Genomic DNA, 17,430 nt, shown 5'->3' with positions numbered 1-17,430 from the left:
GAATGCGCGGCCGAGCCTAAGGCCGATCCAGTGACACTTTGTCGTAAATGAACGTCAGATATCTGACAGTGCGACGCGAGTCACCAAAAGTCGAGGATTCCAGAGACAGGGTTGCCGCGTTGCACCGGCATCCAGGCCTTCACATGGGCGCAGATCGAGTGGGCCCGGGGCAGTGAAATTTTTTCCGCGAGCGGCCTTGAAAGGTCCGGGGCCAGCTCCATCTCTGTCCTGCTCCCGATTCATCGGGCTTTTTCGCGAGCAATGCTGGCAGTCACCTGGGGTGAGTGCTAACATCGCCAGACTTTTTCAGACCAATCAATAACTTAAGAGGTCTCTCATGAGCATCAAGCCGCTGCACGACCGCGTTGTGGTCAAGCCGATCGAAGCCGACGAAATCTCCGCCGGTGGCATCGTCATTCCGGATTCGGCCAAGGAAAAGTCCACCAAGGGTGAAGTCGTGGCCGTCGGCCCGGGCAAGCCGCTGGACAACGGCAGCGTGCGCGCGCCGTCGCTGAAGGTCGGCGACAAGGTCATCTACGGCCAGTACGCCGGCAGCTCGTACAAGAGCGAAGGCGTCGAGTACAAGGTCCTGCGCGAAGACGACGTGCTCGCCGTCATCGGCTGAGCCTCGGCGCGACCTGTTTCAACCTGATTCCCAAATCCCAGCCGCCGGGCATCGTCCGGCGCTACCAATGAGGTAATTGCAATGGCTGCCAAGGATATTCGTTTCGGTGAAGACGCCCGTTCGCGCATGGTGCGCGGCGTCAACGTTCTCGCCAATGCCGTCAAGGCCACCCTGGGCCCGAAGGGCCGCAACGTCGTGCTGGAAAAGAGCTTCGGCGCACCGACCATCACCAAGGACGGCGTCTCCGTCGCCAAGGAAATCGAACTGGCTGACAAGTTCGAGAACATGGGTGCGCAGATGGTGAAGGAAGTTGCTTCCCGCACCAACGACGACGCTGGCGACGGCACCACCACCGCCACCGTGCTGGCCCAGGCCCTGATCCGCGAAGGCGCCAAGGCCGTGGCCGCCGGCATGAACCCGATGGACCTCAAGCGTGGTATCGACAAGGCCGTCGTGGCCGCCGTTGCCGAGCTGAAGACCATCTCCAAGCCGACCGCCGACGACAAGGCGATTGCCCAGGTCGGTACCATCTCGGCCAACTCGGACGAGTCGATCGGCCAGATCATCGCTGACGCGATGAAGGAAGTCGGCAAGGAAGGCGTGATCACCGTTGAAGAAGGCTCGGGCCTGGACAACGAGCTGGACGTGGTCAAGGGCATGCAGTTCGACCGCGGCTACCTGTCCCCGTACTTCATCAACAACCAGCAGTCGCAGACCGCTGACCTGGATGACCCGTTCATCCTGCTGCACGACAAGAAGATCTCCAACGTCCGTGACCTGCTGCCGGTGCTGGAAGGCGTCGCCAAGGCCGGCAAGCCGCTGCTGATCGTTGCCGAAGAAGTTGAAGGCGAAGCGCTGGCGACCCTGGTGGTCAACACCATCCGTGGCATCGTCAAGGTCGTGGCCGTCAAGGCGCCGGGCTTCGGCGACCGTCGCAAGGCGATGCTGGAAGACATGGCCGTGCTGACCGGTGGCACCGTGATCTCCGAAGAAGTGGGCCTGTCGCTGGAAAAGGCCACCATCAAGGACCTGGGCCGCGCCAAGAAGGTGCAGGTCTCCAAGGAAAACACCACCATCATCGATGGCGTGGGTGACAAGGCTGCCGTCGACGCACGCGTCGGCCAGATCAAGACCCAGATCCAGGACACCTCCTCGGATTACGACCGCGAGAAGCTGCAGGAACGCGTGGCCAAGCTGGCCGGTGGCGTTGCCGTGATCAAGGTCGGTGCTTCGACCGAAATCGAAATGAAGGAAAAGAAGGATCGCGTCGACGACGCCCTGCACGCTACCCGTGCAGCCGTTGAAGAAGGCGTGGTCCCGGGCGGCGGCGTGGCCCTGGTCCGTGCGGTCACCGCACTGGCCGGCCTGAAGGGTGCCAACGAAGACCAGAACCACGGCATCCAGATCGCCCTGCGCGCGATGGAAGCCCCGCTGCGCGAAATCGTGGCCAACGCCGGTGAAGAACCGTCGGTCATCATCAACAAGGTCAAGGAAGGCACCGGCAGCTTCGGCTACAACGCCGCCACCGGCGAGTTCGGCGACATGCTGCAGTTCGGCATCCTGGACCCGACCAAGGTGACCCGTTCGGCGCTGCAGAACGCGGCCTCGATCGCTGGCCTGATGATCACCACCGAAGCCATGGTTGCCGAAGCTCCGAAGAAGGACGAGCCGGCCATGGGTGGCGCCGGTGGCATGGGCGGCATGGGTGGCATGGGCGGCATGGACTTCTAAGTCCCCACGTTCGCCCCGCAATGAAAAACCCCGCCGCAAGGCGGGGTTTTTTTGTGGCCGGCCGCAACGGCATCGCTTTCCGAGCGGCTCATCCTGCGTCCTGCAGGGTGTGTGTGCCTGCTGCCTGCGGCGTCATCAGTGCTGCATGCAACCAGGTCATGAAAGCAGGTATCGCCGCGTTGGCCTCGCCGTCCGCACGCGTCACCGCGTAGTAGGCGAAGGCCTGTGGCCAGGGCTGGTCGATCACCACCTGCAGCCGGCCATTGGCGAGTTCTTCGGCCGCGTGGATGTCGCGCACCAGGGCGATGCCTTGCCCGGCCACCGCCGCGCGGATCAGCAACAGGTCGTCATCGAACGCAGGGCCGCGCTCCAGTCGTTCATCGCCGGGCAGATCCAGTGCCTGGAACCACAGCCGCCAGTCGCTGCGGTCGGCGTCCTGCAGCAGCGGCAGCTGCAGGCAATCCTGCACTGTACCCACGGCAGGCGCGCTGGCCAGCAGCGCAGGGCTGGCAACCGGCAGCAGTACCGGCGCCAGAAGATGCTCGGCATGCAGGCCAGGGTAGCGGCCCAGTCCATGACGGATCGCGATGTCCACGCCGTCGCGGCGCAGGTCGACCAACGCCGCGCTCGAGTCCAGCTGAACGTCCACCTGCGGATGCAACGCACTGAACCCGCCCAGTCGCGGCGCCAACCACTGTGCGGCGAAGCTCGGTGCCGCGCTGATGCGTAGCGTGCACCGCGTTTCCCAGCGTTCGAGTGTCTGCAGGCTCTGTGCGATCTGGTCGAAGGCCTGCAGCAGCTCCGGATACACACGCGCGCCGGCTGCACTGAGCACCACGCCATGCCGGGTGCGGTCGAACAGGCTCACGCCCAGCCGCTCCTGCAGCTGTCGAAGCTGCTGGCTGATTGCACCAGGTGTCACCCCCATCGCATCGGCGGCGGCGGTCAGGCTGCCATGTCGGCCAGTTTCAACGAAGGCCCGCAGGCCCAGCAGCGGCAGCACCGCACCCATCTCAACTCTCCTGTAACCGCGTCGGCACGCGCCGCGCTGCGACAGCATATCGACCGCACTGCAGGCTGTCGCGCGCGCGTCGCGCACGTTGAGCCCCGCTCAACTCCCCGTGCAGAAGACATCGTTTCCCCGCTACTCAGGCCCTTCCTAGACTGCCTGCACGGCTGCTGCAGCGCCCGTTCCCGCATCGCCCGGCCACCTTCAACGGCCGGTGCATGCCGTCGCTCCCTGCGTCCAGGATTCCCATGAACGAACCTTCGCTGCACCTGTACTCCGACAGTTCTCCCAATGGCTTCAAGGCCACCATCGCACTGGAAGAACTGGGTCTTCCCTATCGCCTTCACCACGTCCACATCGCCGATGGCGAACATCGCCATCCCGACTTCCTGCGGCTCAACCCGCATGGCCGCATTCCCGTGCTGGAAGATCGCGCGCGCGGCATCGTTGTCTTCGAATCGGCGGCGATCCTGATGTACCTGGCCGAACAGGGCAATGCGTTGCTGCCTTCCGAACCGGCTGCACGCTGGGAGACGCTGACCTGGCTGATGTTCCATGCCGCCAGCGTCGGCCCGATCCTCGGCCAGCGCGTGCATTTCGAGCACTTCGCACAACAGCCCGATTCCGCGGCAATCGAACGCTACCGCCGCCTGAGCGACGAGCTGTTCGGCGTACTCGACCAGCGCCTGCAGGGACGCGAGTGGTTGGCTGGCGATCACTACTCGATTGCCGACATCGCCCACTTCGGCTGGCTGCACATCGCCCGCATCATCGGCATCGATTTGTCGCGGCATCGCCATCTGGATGCGTGGTACGCGCGGGTTGCAGCACGCCCTGCGGTACAGCGCGGCGTGCAGCTGCCCGAGCCGGCCACCGGTCCGTAAGGAGGCCATGCTGATGAATGATTCCATTGCGATGCCGGGCGCGTCGGCGCCGGTCTTTGCCGCGCACCCGGGCTACCAGCGCATGTTCCGCGCCGATGCGCTGACGCTGGGCATCTACCTGCCGCTGCGCTTCTACCAGGGCGACATGGCCGTGCTGCAGGGCCAGGCGCGGCTGGTGGAGGAGATCGACCGCCACAACTTTGCCGCGGTATGGGTGCGCGACGTGCCGCTGTTCGATCCGCTGTTCGGTGATGCAGGCCAGCTGTTCGATCCATTCACCTACCTTGCGTGGCTGGCAGCGCGCACGCAGCGCGTGGCCCTGGCCACCGGCAGCGTGGTGCTGCCACTGCGCCATCCGATCGATCTGGCCAAGGCCGCGGCGTCGCTCGATCAGCTGTCCGGTGGGCGGCTGGTGATGGGTGTGGCGTCCGGTGATCGACCGCTGGAGTTCCCGGCCTATGGACTGGAGCACGCGGCGCGCGGAGAGCGTTTCGCCACCGCAATGAACGAGATGCGCCGTTGGCTGCAGCCGGGCACGGATGGGCGGATGACACATGCCGGTGCCGGGCAGGGCGTGCAGTTGCTGCCGCCCACGGTCAGTGGCCGCGTTCCGCTGGTTGTCACCGGTGGCGCGCGCCAGCCACTGGAATGGATCGGCCAGCATGCCGATGGGTGGCTGACCTACCCAGAGGCCACCCATGACAACGCTGGTCCGCAGCGGCTGGCCGCGAAGATCGGCGCCTGGCGCGCGCTGATTCCGGACGGCGGCTTCCGTCCGCACATGACCAACGAATGGATCGACCTGGTGGACGATCCGGATCATCCACGCATGCCGCTGCGGGGTGGCTTCACCCTGCGCACCGGCCGCAAGGGCCTGATCGATCTGCTGCAGGCCTGGCAGCGGGCCGGCGTCAACCATGCCGCACTGGGGATCCAGTTCGCCGAGCGGCCTGCCGGCGAGGTGCTGCAGGAGCTGGCCGAGGAGGTACTGCCATTGTTCCCGTCGCATCCCGGGCCGGCGGCGAAGGTGATGGACTGGTAGCCACGCCCAAGGAGATGGCATATGATTAGGCGCCTAATCATATGCTCATCACGAGATGATCGAAGCCAAGCACCATGCCCTGATGGATGAGGCGCAGCGACGCGGCCACGCCAACGTCGCGCAGCTGCGCCTGTGCTTCCAGCTGCTCTCGTTGTCGTCGTGCATCGACCACGATTGCGCCACCCGGCTGGCGCCACACGGGCTCAGTGAGGGTCGCTTCATCGTGCTGTTCCTGCTGCATGGGGCCGGTGGCACGTTGTCGCCCCACGAGCTGGCCGAACGCGCAGGCGTCACCCGCGCCACCATCAGCGGCCTGCTCGATGGCCTGCAGCGCGAAGAACTGCTGCAGCGTCGCAGCGATGCTGAGGATGGCCGTCGCCTGCAGATCGTATTGACCGCACGGGGAAAACGCTTGGCCGAGACACTGTTTGACCAGCACACACAGTGGATCGGTGGCCTGTTCAATGGTCTGGATACCGATGAACAGCAGCAGCTGTCGCGGTTGCTGCACAAGGTCTGGCAGCATACCGATGCTGGACGAGAGTCTGCAGCATGAGCCCGGCGATTGCGGCGCAACGTCTGCATGAACTCAACACCGGTCGCGTTGCCACCACCCATCTGGCCGAATGCCTGGCAGTGGATTTCGCCGCGTTGCTGCAGGTGGTGGCGCCTGAGCTTGCACCGGAAGCGCTGCAACGCATGCGGGATGCCTCAGGCAAGGGCATCACGCTGCGCATGGTCTTGGCCGCGCAACTGCTGCGTGAGGCGGGGCAGGGTGCGCCTGAGTTCTGGCAGGATCACAGCTCCGATACCGTGCGTGGCTGGGCCTGCTATCTGGTCGGCAGCGATGCCCGCGCAACGTTGGCAGAGAAGCTGCAGCAGATGCGCACGCTGGCCGATGACCCACACTTCGGTGTGCGCGAATGGGCGTGGCTGGCGCTACGCACGGACATCGTTGCCGCGCCGATGCAGGCGCTTGAGTACCTGCAACCCTGGACACAGGAAACATCGCCGTGCCTGCGCCGCTTTGCCTGTGAAGCGCTGCGCCCACGCGGTGTCTGGGCCACGCATATCGCACTGTTCAAGCAGCATCCGGAACTTGCGTTACCCATGTTGGAAGCACTGGCTGACGACCCGGAACGCTACGTGCAGGACTCGGTCGGCAACTGGCTCAATGACGCCGGCAAGACTCAGCCGCAGTGGCTGCGCGAGCTGTGCACGCGTTGGCAGCACGAGCGCCACAGCGACGCCAACGCCTACATCCACAAACGCGCACTGCGCTCGTTCCGGTAGTGCCGGCCGCTGGCCGGCAACCCCGCAACCTCGTAAACCTCGTAAACCTCAAGGAAGAACCACCATGTCGCACACCTTCATCGAGCTCTACACCGCCACACCTGCCTGGACCGCACTCCCGCCCGAGCAGCGGAATGCCTTCTTCGCCCGTATTGGCGCCGGCATGCAGCAGTTCGATCCAGCCCGCATCACGCCGCTGGCGATGGGCCGCATTGCCACGGACGTACCGCACGGCAGCGATGAGCAGTTCTATGCGGTCTGGCGCTGTGCAAGCCGCGAGGAGGTCGATGCGCTGGTGGCCGGCATCGCCGCCACCGGCTGGCACGACTACTTCACCACCACCCATGCGGTAGGCGCGGTGGACGACATGGCCCAGCATCTGGCTGATCTGGCTGCGTTGTAGCGGCGCGAAGAGCGCTCGCATAGCGCAGCGCACGGCATGGATGGCACATGCGCCTGTCACCCAGACACGGTAAACAGTGCATTGCCCATGTCCATCCGCAGGGAAGTCGATCATGCAGAGCACGCTCCAGGTCACGCTGTTCGGCCCTCTTGGCGACAGCCCGGCGTTGCAGTTGCCGGGCCTGGAGGGGCCGTCGGTGGCCATCCCGGAATCGGCCCTGCGGCGGTTGGTTTCCGACCTCTACACCGCGCGTTCCCTGCTCAACACCGAGCAGCTGGACGAAGCCAGGCAGGAGCTGGACCGCGTGCTGGATCGCTGGGCCGACATCCATGAGGGCCTGCTGCTGGATGTGGAAGTGCATGGCAAATGAGCAACTTCGCGTGGCTGCCGCCGCGTAGGCATGGCTGGTGCGCACCTCGCTGAACCGCGTCCCCAGTTGCGGATGAAACATTTTGCACTGCGCAAAAGCTGTGCTATCAATAGATCCCATGAACGCAGCCCCCACCAGCTTTTACTGGTATTACTTTCCGAAGCCACTGGCGGAGGAAGGACTGCGCTCACCCTGAAGAAAGCTTCAGACGCATTCCCGAAAGCCGCCAGCGAACCTGGCGGCTTTTTTCATGCCGCCACGCTGGGGACCCCCAACGTTCCGGAGATCTCCTGCAATGCCCCCGCACACCGACGACCTGCGTATCCGCACCATCGAACCGCTGACACCGCCTGCCCAGCTGCTGGCGATGCTGCCCTGTGACGATGAAGCCTCCGACACCGTCAGCGCCTCGCGCGCGGCCCTGCACCAGATCCTGCATGGCCGTGACGACCGCCTGGCGGTGGTGGTTGGCCCGTGCTCGATCCACGACCCGAAGGCCGCCATTGAGTACGCCCAGCGCCTGAAGCCGCTGCGTGACGCGCTGGCCGGAGAACTTGAAATCGTCATGCGCGTGTACTTCGAGAAGCCGCGCACCACGGTGGGCTGGAAGGGCCTGATCAACGACCCGGACCTGGACGGCAGCTTCAGGATCGACAAGGGCCTGCGCATCGCCCGCGGCCTGCTGCGCGACATCAACAAACTCGGCCTGCCGGCCGGTGTCGAATTCCTCGACGTGATCTCGCCGCAGTACATCGCCGACCTGGTGGCATGGGGCGCGATCGGCGCACGCACCACCGAAAGCCAGGTGCATCGCGAACTCGCCTCGGGGCTGTCGTGCCCGGTCGGCTTCAAGAACGGCACCGATGGCAACGTGAAGATTGCGGCCGATGCCGTGGGTGCGGCATCCAACCCGCATCACTTCCTGTCGGTCACCAAGCAGGGTGGCACCGCCATCGTGTCGACCACCGGCAACCCGGACTGCCATGTGATCCTGCGCGGCGGCAAGCAGCCGAACTACGACGCAGGCAGTGTTGCCGAGGCCTGCCAGGTGCTGGCCAAGGCCAAGTTGCCGACGCGTCTGATGATCGACGCCAGCCATGCCAACAGCCTGAAGAACCCGGAGAACCAGCCGAAGGTGATCGAGGACATCGCCGTTCAGCTGGAAGACGGCGAACAGCGCATCGTTGGCGTGATGATCGAGAGCCATCTGGTCGGTGGCCGCCAGGAACTGGTGGAAGGCCAGCCGCTGATCTACGGGCAGAGCATCACCGATGGCTGCATCGACTGGGACACCACCGTGACGGTGCTGGAGCGACTGGCTGCGGCCGTGCGCGCCCGTCGCGACGTGAAGGTGTCCGAAGCAGCTTGATGGAAGCCGCCTGAGTGCGGCACGTGTGTGGATGGCGGCCAGCGCCTGCGGGGGTGCGGCCGCGATCAGGGCCGGTCGGAGTTGGAGACCGGCCCATCTGCACCGGCGATGCGCCTGGCGCTGCGCATGAGCGACAGCGCCAGGTACATCGCCGGGGTGGTGATGCGGCTCTCCGGTAGATCCACGCCATGCGTGGATATCGGCGAGCCAGACGACAGGATTTCGGAAGAGTTGTATGGAGTCCTCCTGCAACTTCGGCCGAGGATGGGGTTCCTCGCCTGACTGGACCCCGCCGATGCATGTTTTCCCGGATGACAACTTTCTGGATTCCGCTTGTCGGTCGATCTCTGGTGAAGCTGCCAAGGCGCTCGTGAGCTTGAAAGGCGGGCGAATCGCAGAAGATGCCGTATCTGTCATCGAAGACTGGTTTGAGCCGTCCCTCAAGAAAGCGCGCCTGCTGGCGGATCTTGATGAAAGAATCAGGATCCACAGCAGCGAAGGGGACCAGGGGCTGCTGCGGCCCGCGCTGAAGGCCCGGGCGGTGATCGCGGCATCTCCCGAGCCCGCGCCCGATGACTACGAGCCTTCATTCAAAGTAGTGCCTGCGACGACGCTAGGTGGCGACTGGAGATCCAACTGCGAGACCGACTGCGTGATTGTCGATGGTGACCTGATCGTAGACGGCACGCTGATACTGAACGACTTGAGCGAGACGCTCTGCGTGATCGTACTGGGGAGCCTCAGGGCCCGGAATCTCGACTGTGGTGGTTGGGTGTTCGTGCGTGATGAGCTCGAAGGCGATCATCTGTACGCGTGCTCACTCAATGATGGGATTCTGTCCGTAGGTGGCAACATGACTGTTCAGACCTTCCTCGAGACCGGCACCTACACACAGGTGGCGGGGCGCCTGACTGCGAGCTGCGTCGGCAGCACTCACAACTGCATTGAAGTGGAAGGTGAAGTGAACTGCCCGGGCTTCGAAAGGCGATCTGATAGCGACTACCTCTGCGAATGGATCGATCCTGCGTTGCTGGAAGTCGACGATTCCGACGGCGATTTGGGGGGCGAACCCGAGCTGTATCCTTCAGTTGATTATCCAGAGCGGATACGCGCAGGGGGCAGCCCTATGAAGTCCAAGCTCTAGAACCACGCTATGCGTGGATATCGATCTTCTGTGGAGTCGAGCATGGCTCGACGCTACATGGCCTTCTTCGCGCGCAACCTCGCCAACGCCAGATACATCGCCGGGCTACATGGCCTTCTTCGCGCGCAACCTCGCCAACGCCAGATACATCGCCGGGGTCGTGTACAGCGTCAGCCACTGGCTGACCAGCAAGCCGCCGACAATCGCAATGCCCAGCGGTTGCCGCAGCTCCCAGCCTTCGCCATTGGCCAGCATCAGCGGCAGCGTGCCCAGCAGCGCTGCCAGCGAGGTCATCAGGATCGGCCGCAGGCGCAACCGTGCGGCTTCCATCACTGAATCCTGCGCGCTCAGCCCGCGCCGCTCGCCGGCCAGTGCGAAATCCACCAGCAGGATGGTGTTCTTCATCACCACGCCCACCAGCAGGAACAGGCCGAGCAGGGCGATCAGGTTCAGTTCGTTGCCGAACAGCCACAGCGCCAGCAGCGCGCCGACACCGGCCGAAGGCAGGGTGGACAGGATCACCAGCGGCTGCAGGAAGCTCTCGTAGAGGATGCCCAGCACCAGGTAGACCGCCAGTGTGGCGCCCAGCACCAGCCATAGCTGGCGCGCGCGCAGCTGATCCAGGCCGCCGGCTTCGCCGGACAGTTTTCCCTGGACCGAACGTGGCAGCATCAGTTTCGACATCGCACCATCGATCGCCTGTGTGGCCTGTTCCAATCCTACGCCCGGTGCCAGCGCGAACTCGATCCAGATCGAGGCGAACTGCTCGCTGTGGTACACCCGGTCCGGTGCCATGCCATAGCGCCAGCTGGCGATGCTCGACAGCGGAATGCGCTGGCCGTTGCCATCGATCACCTGCAGGCGTGACAGCGTGCCCGGGTCCTGGGTGTGCTTCGGGTCCAGCTCCATCACCACGCGGTACTGGTTGAGGCTGTCGTACAGCGTGGCGACCTGGCGCTGGCTGAAGGAGTTGTTGAGCATGTTGGCGACGGTGCGCAGGTCCACGCCGTGGCGCGCGGCTGCTTCGCGGTCGATATCCAGCACGACCTGGCGCATGCCCGCTTCACCCTGTGCTTCCACGTCCACCAGTTCGGGCAGGCCACGCAGGGCGGCAGCCACCTTCGGTGCCCATTCGCGCAGGGGCGCTGTATCGGCTGAAAGCAGCTGGAACTCGTACTTGCCGCTGCTGCCGGCGCCCTCCAGGCGGATGTCCTGGTCCACCCACAGATAGAGATTGCCGCCGGGCAGCTTGGGCAGCCGCGCGCGCAGGCGGTCGATCACCTGCTGGCTGGACACCTTGCGCTCGGCCAGCGGCTTCATCTTGATCATGATGAAGGCGTTGTTGACCCCGTTGCTGCCACCGATGTAGCCGATGATGTCCTCGATGGCCGGATCGGACAGCAACAGCTTCCTGTACGCATCGATCTTCGGTTGCATGGCCTGGAAGGACAGGCCGTCATCGCCGCGCGCGAAGCCGCGCAGCTGCGCGGTGTCCTGCTTGGGAACGATGCCCTTGGGCACCTGCTGGAACAGCCACGTGTTGAGCGCGATGACTGCAACGAAAGCCAGCAACGGCCAGCGCAGCCGGCGCAGGCTGGCCTGTAGCGTGCGCAGGTAGGCGCCGCGCACGCGCTCGAACAGTGCATTGCTGCCGCGCTGCCAGCGCGAGGGTTGCTGCGCGGCATCCACGAACAATCGTGCACACAGCATCGGCACCAGGCTCAGCGCGACCAGCACGGAGACCGTCATGGCCGCCACCAGGGTCAACGAGAATTCGCGGAACAGGCGTTCGACGAAGTCGTCCAGGAACAGGATGGAGACGAACACCACGGCCAGTGCAACGTTCATCGACAGCAGCGTGGCACCGACTTCCGATGCACCCCGTACTGCCGCCTGCCAGCGGTCGGCGCCCAGTTCGCGATGGCGGGCGATGTTCTCCAGCACCACGATGGCATCGTCCACCACCAGCACGGCGGCGACGATCAGCGCCATCAATGAAAGTGTATTGAGCGAGAAGCCCATCAGCGCGATCAGCGCCAGCGTGCCGAACAGCACCACCGGAATGGCCACGCTGGGCACCAACGCTGCACGCCAGTGGCCGAGGAAGCCGAGCACCACCAGCACCACCAGCACGATCGCCAGCACCAGCGTGAGCTCTGCTTCGTGCAGGGTGGCGCGGATCACCGGCGAGCGGTCCATCACCAGCCGCATGTCCACGCTGGAGGGCAACAGCGCATGCAGTTGCGGTAGCTGCGCCTGGATGGCATCAACGGTGGCGATGATGTTGGCGCCGGGTTGGCGGCTGACGATCAGCAGCACGGCGGGGCGTTCGTTGTGGAAGCCGCTGGCGTAACGGTCTTCCACGCCATCGGCAACGGCGGCGACATCGCCCAGCCGCAGCGTGCGGTCGTCGCTGACCTTCAATGCCAGTTCGCGGTACTGCGCGGCCTGGCGCAGCTGCAGCGGCGCTTCCAGCTGCCACTGCTGGCGGTCATCGCCCACGGCACCCAGCGGGCGCATGGCGTTGGCGCGGCCGATGGCCTGGGCCACGTCCTCCAGCGCCAGGCCTGCATGGTTCAGTGCATTCGGGTCCAGCGATACACGCACGGCGGGCAAGGCGCTGCCGCCCACCTGCACTTCGCCCACGCCCGGTACCTGCGACAGCTTCTGCGCCAGCACGGTGGAGGCCAGGTCATACAGCTGGCCTGGCGAACGCGTGTCCGAGGTCAGTGCCAGCGCCAGGATCGGTGCCTGTGAGGGATTGACCTTGCGGTACTGCGGCATGCCGGGCATGCCACTGGGCAACTGCCCGCGTGCAAGATTGATGGCGGCCTGCACTTCACGCGCTGCCTCATCGATGTCGCGGCCGAGTACGAACTTCAGTTCGATCTGGGTCTGGCCCTGGGTGCTGGCCGAGTCGATGCGTGAGATGCCGGGCAGGCTGCCCAGTGCGCGCTCCAGCGGCGTGGCGACGGTGGCTGCCATCGACTCGGGCGAGGCGCCGGGCAGGCTGGCACTGACTTCAATGGCCGGGTAATCGACCTGTGGCAGCGGCGCCACCGGCAACAGGCGCAATGCCAGCAGGCCGGCCAGCACCAGCGCCACCGCCAGCAGGATCGTCGCTACCGGGCGCTGCACGCAGGCCTGCGCCAGGCGCGCGCTGGGGGTCACGCGCGCGCCTCGTCAACGGCCACCGGGGACGTCGCACGGCCACGCTGCAGGCGATCAAAGGCCAGGTAGATCACCGGCGTGGTGAACAGGGTCAGTACCTGGCTGACCAGCAGCCCCCCCACCATCACCCAGCCCAGTGGCTGCCGCAGCTCTGCGCCGGAACCACTGGCCAGCATCAGCGGGATTGCGCCGAACAGCGCGGCCAGCGTGGTCATCAGGATCGGCCGGAAGCGCAGCAGCGCGGCCTGATGGATCGCCTCGCGCGGTGACATGCCGCGTGTGCGCTGCGCGTCCAGCGCGAAGTCGATCATCATGATCGCGTTCTTCTTCACCAGGCCGATCAGCAGCACGATGCCGATCACCGCGATCAGGTCCAGGCTGCGTCCGCTTACCCACAGTACCGCCAACGCACCGACGGTGGCCGAGGGCAGGGTGGAGAGGATGGTGATGGGGTGGATGAAGCTCTCGTAGAGCACGCCCAGCACGATGTACATCACCACCACCGCGGCCAGGATCAGCCACAGTGTGGACGACAGCGAGCTGCTGAAGGCCGCTGCGGCACCCTGCAGGCGAAGTTCGATGCTCTGCGGCAGGTTCACCTGTGCGCGCGCGGCGTGCACAGCCTCCACCGCTTCGCCCAGTGATGCGCCCGGGGCAAGGTTGAACGACAGCGTGGCCGCCGGGAACTGGCCGACATGGTTGCGCAGCAGAGCGGTCGGGCCCAGATCCACGCGTGCCACCGCACCCAGCGGCACGGTCTGCCCACTGCTGCTGCGCACACGCAGGCCCGTGATCGCCTCCGGCCCGGGCTGTCGTGAAGGATCGGCCTCCAGCACCACCCGGTACTGGCTGGCCTGGGTGAAGATGGTCGAAATCTGGCGCTGCCCATAGGCGTCGTACAGCGCATCGGCTACTGCTTCCACGCTCACGCCCAGGCGCGCCGCCGCATCGCGGTCGATCGCCACGCGCGCCTGCCGGCCCTGCATCTGCAGATCGCTGGCGACATCGCGCAGTGCAGGTTGCTGGCGTAGCGCCTGCAGCAGCTTCGGGGTCCAGCGTTCCAGTGTTTCAAGATCCGGCGTGGTCAGGGTGAACTGGTACTGGGTGCGGCTGATGCGGTCTTCGATGCCCAGCTCCTGTACCGGCTGCAGGTACAGGGTGATGCCGGGGATCTTCGACACGCGCTGTTGCAGGCGCGCCATCACCACGGCGGCGCCATCGCGGTCGCCGTGCGGTTTCAGCTCGATCAGCAGGCGGCCGGTATTGAGCGTGGCATTGTTGCCGTCCACGCCGATGTAGGACGAGACGCTGGCCACCGCCTCGTCGGCTTCGATGGCCGCCGCCAGCGCCTGCTGGCGCTCGCGCATGGCCTGGAACGAGATCGCCTGCGGCGCTTCGCTGATGCCCTGCACCAGGCCGGCATCCTGCACCGGGAAGAAACCCTTGGGCACGGCGAAGTACAGCGCCACGGTCAGTGCGAGGGTGGCAACGGTGGCCAGCAACATCAGCGGCTGGCGCTGCAGCACCCAGCGCAGCTGGCGGTCGTAGAGGCTGATGACGCGGTCGAAGACATCGGGCGCATGTGCAGTCTTCGCGTGCGGCTTCAGGAACCGTGCGCACAGCATCGGCGTCAGCGTCAGCGAGACCACCAGCGAAATGCCGATGGCTACAGCCAGTGTCACTGCGAACTCATGGAACAGTGCACCCACCAGGTCGGCCATGAACAGCAGCGGGATCAGCACCGCGATCAGCGAAACAGTCAGCGACACCAGGGTGAAGCCGATCTCGGCTGCGCCTTTCAGCGCTGCATCGCGGGGGCTTTCGCCTTCCTCCAGATGGCGGGCGATGTTCTCCAGCATCACGATGGCATCGTCCACCACGAAGCCGGTGGCGATGGTCAGCGCCATCAGGGTGAGGTTGTTGAGCGAATAGCCGGCCAGCAGCATCACCGCGAAGGTGCCGATGAGCGACAGCGGCACCGCGACGCTGGGAATGAGCGTGGCCGGCAGATTGCGCAGGAACACCCAGGTGACCAGCACCACCAGGCCGATGGCCAGTACCAGTTCTTTCTGCACGCCGCGCACCGACGCGCGGATCGATTCGGTGCGGTCGCTCAGTACATTCATCTGCACGCCGGCGGGCAGCGTGGCCTGCAGCTGCGGCAGCAGCGTACGCACCTGCTCGACCACGGCGATCACGTTGGCGCCGGGCTGGCGCTGGATGTTCACCAGCACTGCCGGCGTGGTACCGCTCCAGGCGGCCAGCTGCCGGTTCTCGGCGCCATCGGTAATGGTGGCTACATCGCCCAGCCGCAGCGGCGCGCCGTCGCGCCAGGCCAGTATCAGGGCACGGTACTCATCCACGCTGCGCATCTGATCGTTGGCATCGAGCATCACCGCGCGGATCGGGCCATCGAAACTGCCCTTGGGCAGGTTGACGTTGGCGGCGGCGATGGCGGTGCGGATGTGGTCCATGCCCAGGTTGTTGGCGGCCAGCGCCGCTGGATTGACCTGGATGCGCACCGCCGGGCGCTGGCCACCGGCCAGGCTGACCAGGCCGACGCCGGGCAACTGCGCCAGGCGCTGGGCGATGCGCGTATCCACCAGATCGTGCACCTGCGGCAGCGACAGGCCTTGCGAGGTCACCGCCAAGGTCAGGATGGGGGTGTCGGCCGGGTTGACCTTGCGGTACACCGGCGGCACAGGCAGGTCCCCGGGCAGGAAGCTGCCCGCCGCGTTGATGGCGGCCTGCACGTCCTGCTCGGCCACACCCAGCGACACCTCCAGCCCGAACTGCAGGGTAATGACCGAGGCGCCACCGGAACTGGTCGACGACAGTTGTTTCAGGCCGGGAATCTGCCCGAGTTGGCGCTCCAGCGGTGCGGTGATGGTGCGTGTGGTCAGTTCGGGGCTGGCCCCCGGATACAGCGTGGTGATCTGGATGATCGGGTAATCGACCTGCGGCAGCGCGGCCACCGGCAGCAGGCGATAGGCCAGCACGCCGGACAGCAGCAGCGCCACCATCAGGAGAGTCGTTGCGACCGGGCGCAGGATGAACGGGCGCGAGAGGTTCATGCGCCGGCCTTGGTCGCGGCCTCCTCGGTGATGATCTCCACCGCCGTGCCGTCTTCCAGCCCGTCGATGCCTTCAATCACCACCTTGTCCCCTGCGGCCAGCCCGGAGCGCACGGCCACGCGTCCATCATCGGCTGGACCGAGCACCACGGTGCGGCGTTGTGCCTTGCTGTCCTTGTCGACGATATGCACGTAGTTGCCCTGGCTGCCGAACTGCACGGCGGCATCGGGAATCAGCAGCGCGGGCTGCTCGCCCAGCTGCAGGCGGACGTTGACGAACTGGTTGGGGAACAGCGCCAGATCGTGGTTGTCGAAGTGCGCACGCAGTTTCAACGTGCCGGTGGTGGTATCGATGCGGTTGTCGACGCTGGACAGCGAGCCGCGGGCCAGCTGCCGGCGTTCTTCGCGGTCCCAGGTTTCCACCGCCAGTGCCGGTTGCGCCTGCACGGCATCGAGCAGCGCAGGCAGCTCGGGTTCGGGCACGGTGAACAGCACGCTGATCGGCGCGGTCTGCGCCAGCGTCACCAGGCCTTCGGCATCGCTGGCGCGCACCAGGTTGCCCACGTCCAACCGGCGCAGCCCGACGCGGCCACTGACCGGCGCGGTGATGCGGGTGTACTGCAGCTGCAGGCGCGCTTCATCAACAGACGCCTGATCGCTGAGGCGGCGGCCCTGCAGCTGGCGCACCTTGCTCTGCTGGTCGCTCAGTTCCTGCCCGGACACGTAGTTCTGCTTCTGCAGTTCGCGGTAGCGCTGCAGCTGGCGCTCGGCGTTTTCCAGCTCGGCCAGATTCTGCTGCTGGGTACCCTGAGCCTGTGCCAGCTTCACTTCATACGGGCGCGGGTCGATCTGCGCCAGCAGATCGCCGGCCTTCACCTGCTGGCCTTCCTGGAAATGCAGCCGCAGCAGTTCGCCATCCACGCGGCTGCGTACCACCACGCTGTGCAGCGGGGTGACCGTACCGACCGCCTTCAGGCGCAGCACCAGCGGCTCGGCGCTGGCGCGTGCCACGCGTACCGGCACCGTCTTGCCCGGCGCATCGTCGCTGCTGCCGGCGCCGTTCCGGGGCCACAGCCACCACGCCAGAACGGCGACGAGGGCGATGGCCAGCACCGCCCACAACAGGCGGGCACGACGGAAGCGGGAATTTTCGGCGACAGACATGGGGCATCCTGCGCCCTGCGCGCGCAGGGACATGCGGGCCCGTCGGCGCGTTCACGGCACCACGGGCAGCGGGGAGGGAGTTGTCTGGCGGGGCCGCGGGCGCGGCGTGGCTGGATGCCGTCGCGGCAGCGACGGGGTGACAATGGTAGCCA

General features: G+C 65.7%; 15 protein-coding genes. 11 read left to right on the top strand and 4 right to left on the bottom strand.

Going from position 1 to position 17,430, the window contains the following annotated elements; all coding sequences use genetic code 11:
* Positions 1 to 337: 337 nt before the first annotated feature.
* Together ACZLIB_RS20615 and groL are read left to right on the top strand one after the other, a co-directional pair.
* The gene (locus ACZLIB_RS20615; protein ID WP_006396661.1) at positions 338 to 625 is read left to right on the top strand and encodes a co-chaperone GroES; all 288 of its coding nucleotides are present in this window, start codon (positions 338 to 340) and stop codon (positions 623 to 625) included.
* A gap of 81 nt (positions 626 to 706) precedes the next feature.
* Complete coding sequence (gene groL / locus ACZLIB_RS20610) at positions 707 to 2,356, top strand: chaperonin GroEL (protein WP_014038666.1); 1,650 nt, start codon at positions 707 to 709, stop codon at positions 2,354 to 2,356.
* 88 nt (positions 2,357 to 2,444) lie between these two features.
* On the opposite strand, the gene ACZLIB_RS20605 is transcribed toward groL, so the two are convergent.
* Positions 2,445 to 3,368 (bottom strand): LysR substrate-binding domain-containing protein, encoded by a 924-nt coding sequence (locus ACZLIB_RS20605; protein ID WP_478468596.1) that lies wholly within the window; start codon positions 3,366 to 3,368, stop codon positions 2,445 to 2,447.
* Between the two features lie 245 nt (positions 3,369 to 3,613).
* Between ACZLIB_RS20605 and ACZLIB_RS20600 the strand changes: the two genes are divergently transcribed.
* From ACZLIB_RS20600 to ACZLIB_RS20560, 9 genes are all read left to right on the top strand, one after another.
* A complete protein-coding gene (locus ACZLIB_RS20600; RefSeq protein ID WP_423174162.1) occupies positions 3,614 to 4,249 on the top strand; it encodes a glutathione S-transferase family protein in 636 nt (211 codons plus the stop codon).
* Positions 4,250 to 4,262: 13 nt separating this feature from the next.
* Positions 4,263 to 5,291 (top strand): LLM class oxidoreductase, encoded by a 1,029-nt coding sequence (locus tag ACZLIB_RS20595; protein WP_478468594.1) that lies wholly within the window; start codon positions 4,263 to 4,265, stop codon positions 5,289 to 5,291.
* Between the two features lie 55 nt (positions 5,292 to 5,346).
* Positions 5,347 to 5,847, top strand: coding sequence for a MarR family winged helix-turn-helix transcriptional regulator (locus tag ACZLIB_RS20590; RefSeq protein ID WP_478468593.1), 501 nt, complete (start codon positions 5,347 to 5,349; stop codon positions 5,845 to 5,847).
* The gene (locus tag ACZLIB_RS20585; RefSeq protein WP_478468592.1) at positions 5,844 to 6,584 is read left to right on the top strand and encodes a DNA alkylation repair protein; all 741 of its coding nucleotides are present in this window, start codon (positions 5,844 to 5,846) and stop codon (positions 6,582 to 6,584) included. The genes ACZLIB_RS20590 and ACZLIB_RS20585 overlap by 4 nt, the downstream gene beginning before the upstream one ends.
* Before the next feature lie 64 nt (positions 6,585 to 6,648).
* Entirely contained in the window at positions 6,649 to 6,987 is a 339-nt protein-coding gene (locus tag ACZLIB_RS20580) for a DUF6616 family protein (RefSeq protein ID WP_478468589.1), read from the top strand.
* 112 nt (positions 6,988 to 7,099) lie between these two features.
* Positions 7,100 to 7,357 (top strand): hypothetical protein, encoded by a 258-nt coding sequence (locus tag ACZLIB_RS20575; RefSeq protein ID WP_478468587.1) that lies wholly within the window; start codon positions 7,100 to 7,102, stop codon positions 7,355 to 7,357.
* 295 nt (positions 7,358 to 7,652) lie between these two features.
* Positions 7,653 to 8,726, top strand: coding sequence for a 3-deoxy-7-phosphoheptulonate synthase (locus ACZLIB_RS20570; RefSeq protein WP_478468586.1), 1,074 nt, complete (start codon positions 7,653 to 7,655; stop codon positions 8,724 to 8,726).
* A 126-nt stretch (positions 8,727 to 8,852) separates the two neighbouring features.
* Positions 8,853 to 9,008 carry a hypothetical protein gene (locus ACZLIB_RS20565; RefSeq protein ID WP_422352955.1) on the top strand — a complete coding sequence of 52 codons (156 nt, stop codon included), beginning with the start codon at positions 8,853 to 8,855 and terminating at the stop codon, positions 9,006 to 9,008.
* Positions 9,009 to 9,021: 13 nt separating this feature from the next.
* On the top strand, positions 9,022 to 9,870 hold the full coding sequence (locus ACZLIB_RS20560) for a hypothetical protein (RefSeq protein WP_478468585.1): 849 nt from the start codon (positions 9,022 to 9,024) through the stop codon (positions 9,868 to 9,870).
* Between the two features lie 105 nt (positions 9,871 to 9,975).
* Here the strand turns inward: ACZLIB_RS20560 and ACZLIB_RS20555 are convergent, their stop codons facing one another.
* From ACZLIB_RS20555 to ACZLIB_RS20545, 3 genes are read right to left on the bottom strand one after another with little or no spacing between them, the layout of a single operon-like run.
* Positions 9,976 to 13,041, bottom strand: coding sequence for an efflux RND transporter permease subunit (locus tag ACZLIB_RS20555; protein WP_478468584.1), 3,066 nt, complete (start codon positions 13,039 to 13,041; stop codon positions 9,976 to 9,978).
* Positions 13,038 to 16,115 (bottom strand): multidrug efflux RND transporter permease subunit, encoded by a 3,078-nt coding sequence (locus ACZLIB_RS20550; RefSeq protein WP_478468582.1) that lies wholly within the window; start codon positions 16,113 to 16,115, stop codon positions 13,038 to 13,040. Before ACZLIB_RS20550 ends, ACZLIB_RS20555 begins: the two co-directional genes overlap by 4 nt.
* On the bottom strand, positions 16,112 to 17,278 hold the full coding sequence (locus tag ACZLIB_RS20545) for an MdtA/MuxA family multidrug efflux RND transporter periplasmic adaptor subunit (RefSeq protein ID WP_012512239.1): 1,167 nt from the start codon (positions 17,276 to 17,278) through the stop codon (positions 16,112 to 16,114). The genes ACZLIB_RS20550 and ACZLIB_RS20545 overlap by 4 nt, the downstream gene beginning before the upstream one ends.
* Between the last annotated feature and the right edge of the window lie 152 nt (positions 17,279 to 17,430).

Source organism: Stenotrophomonas sp. 220_Sma (assembly GCF_056487375.1).
Note: the sequence above shows the minus strand (reverse complement) of the source record. Positions and strands in the feature narration are given on the sequence as shown.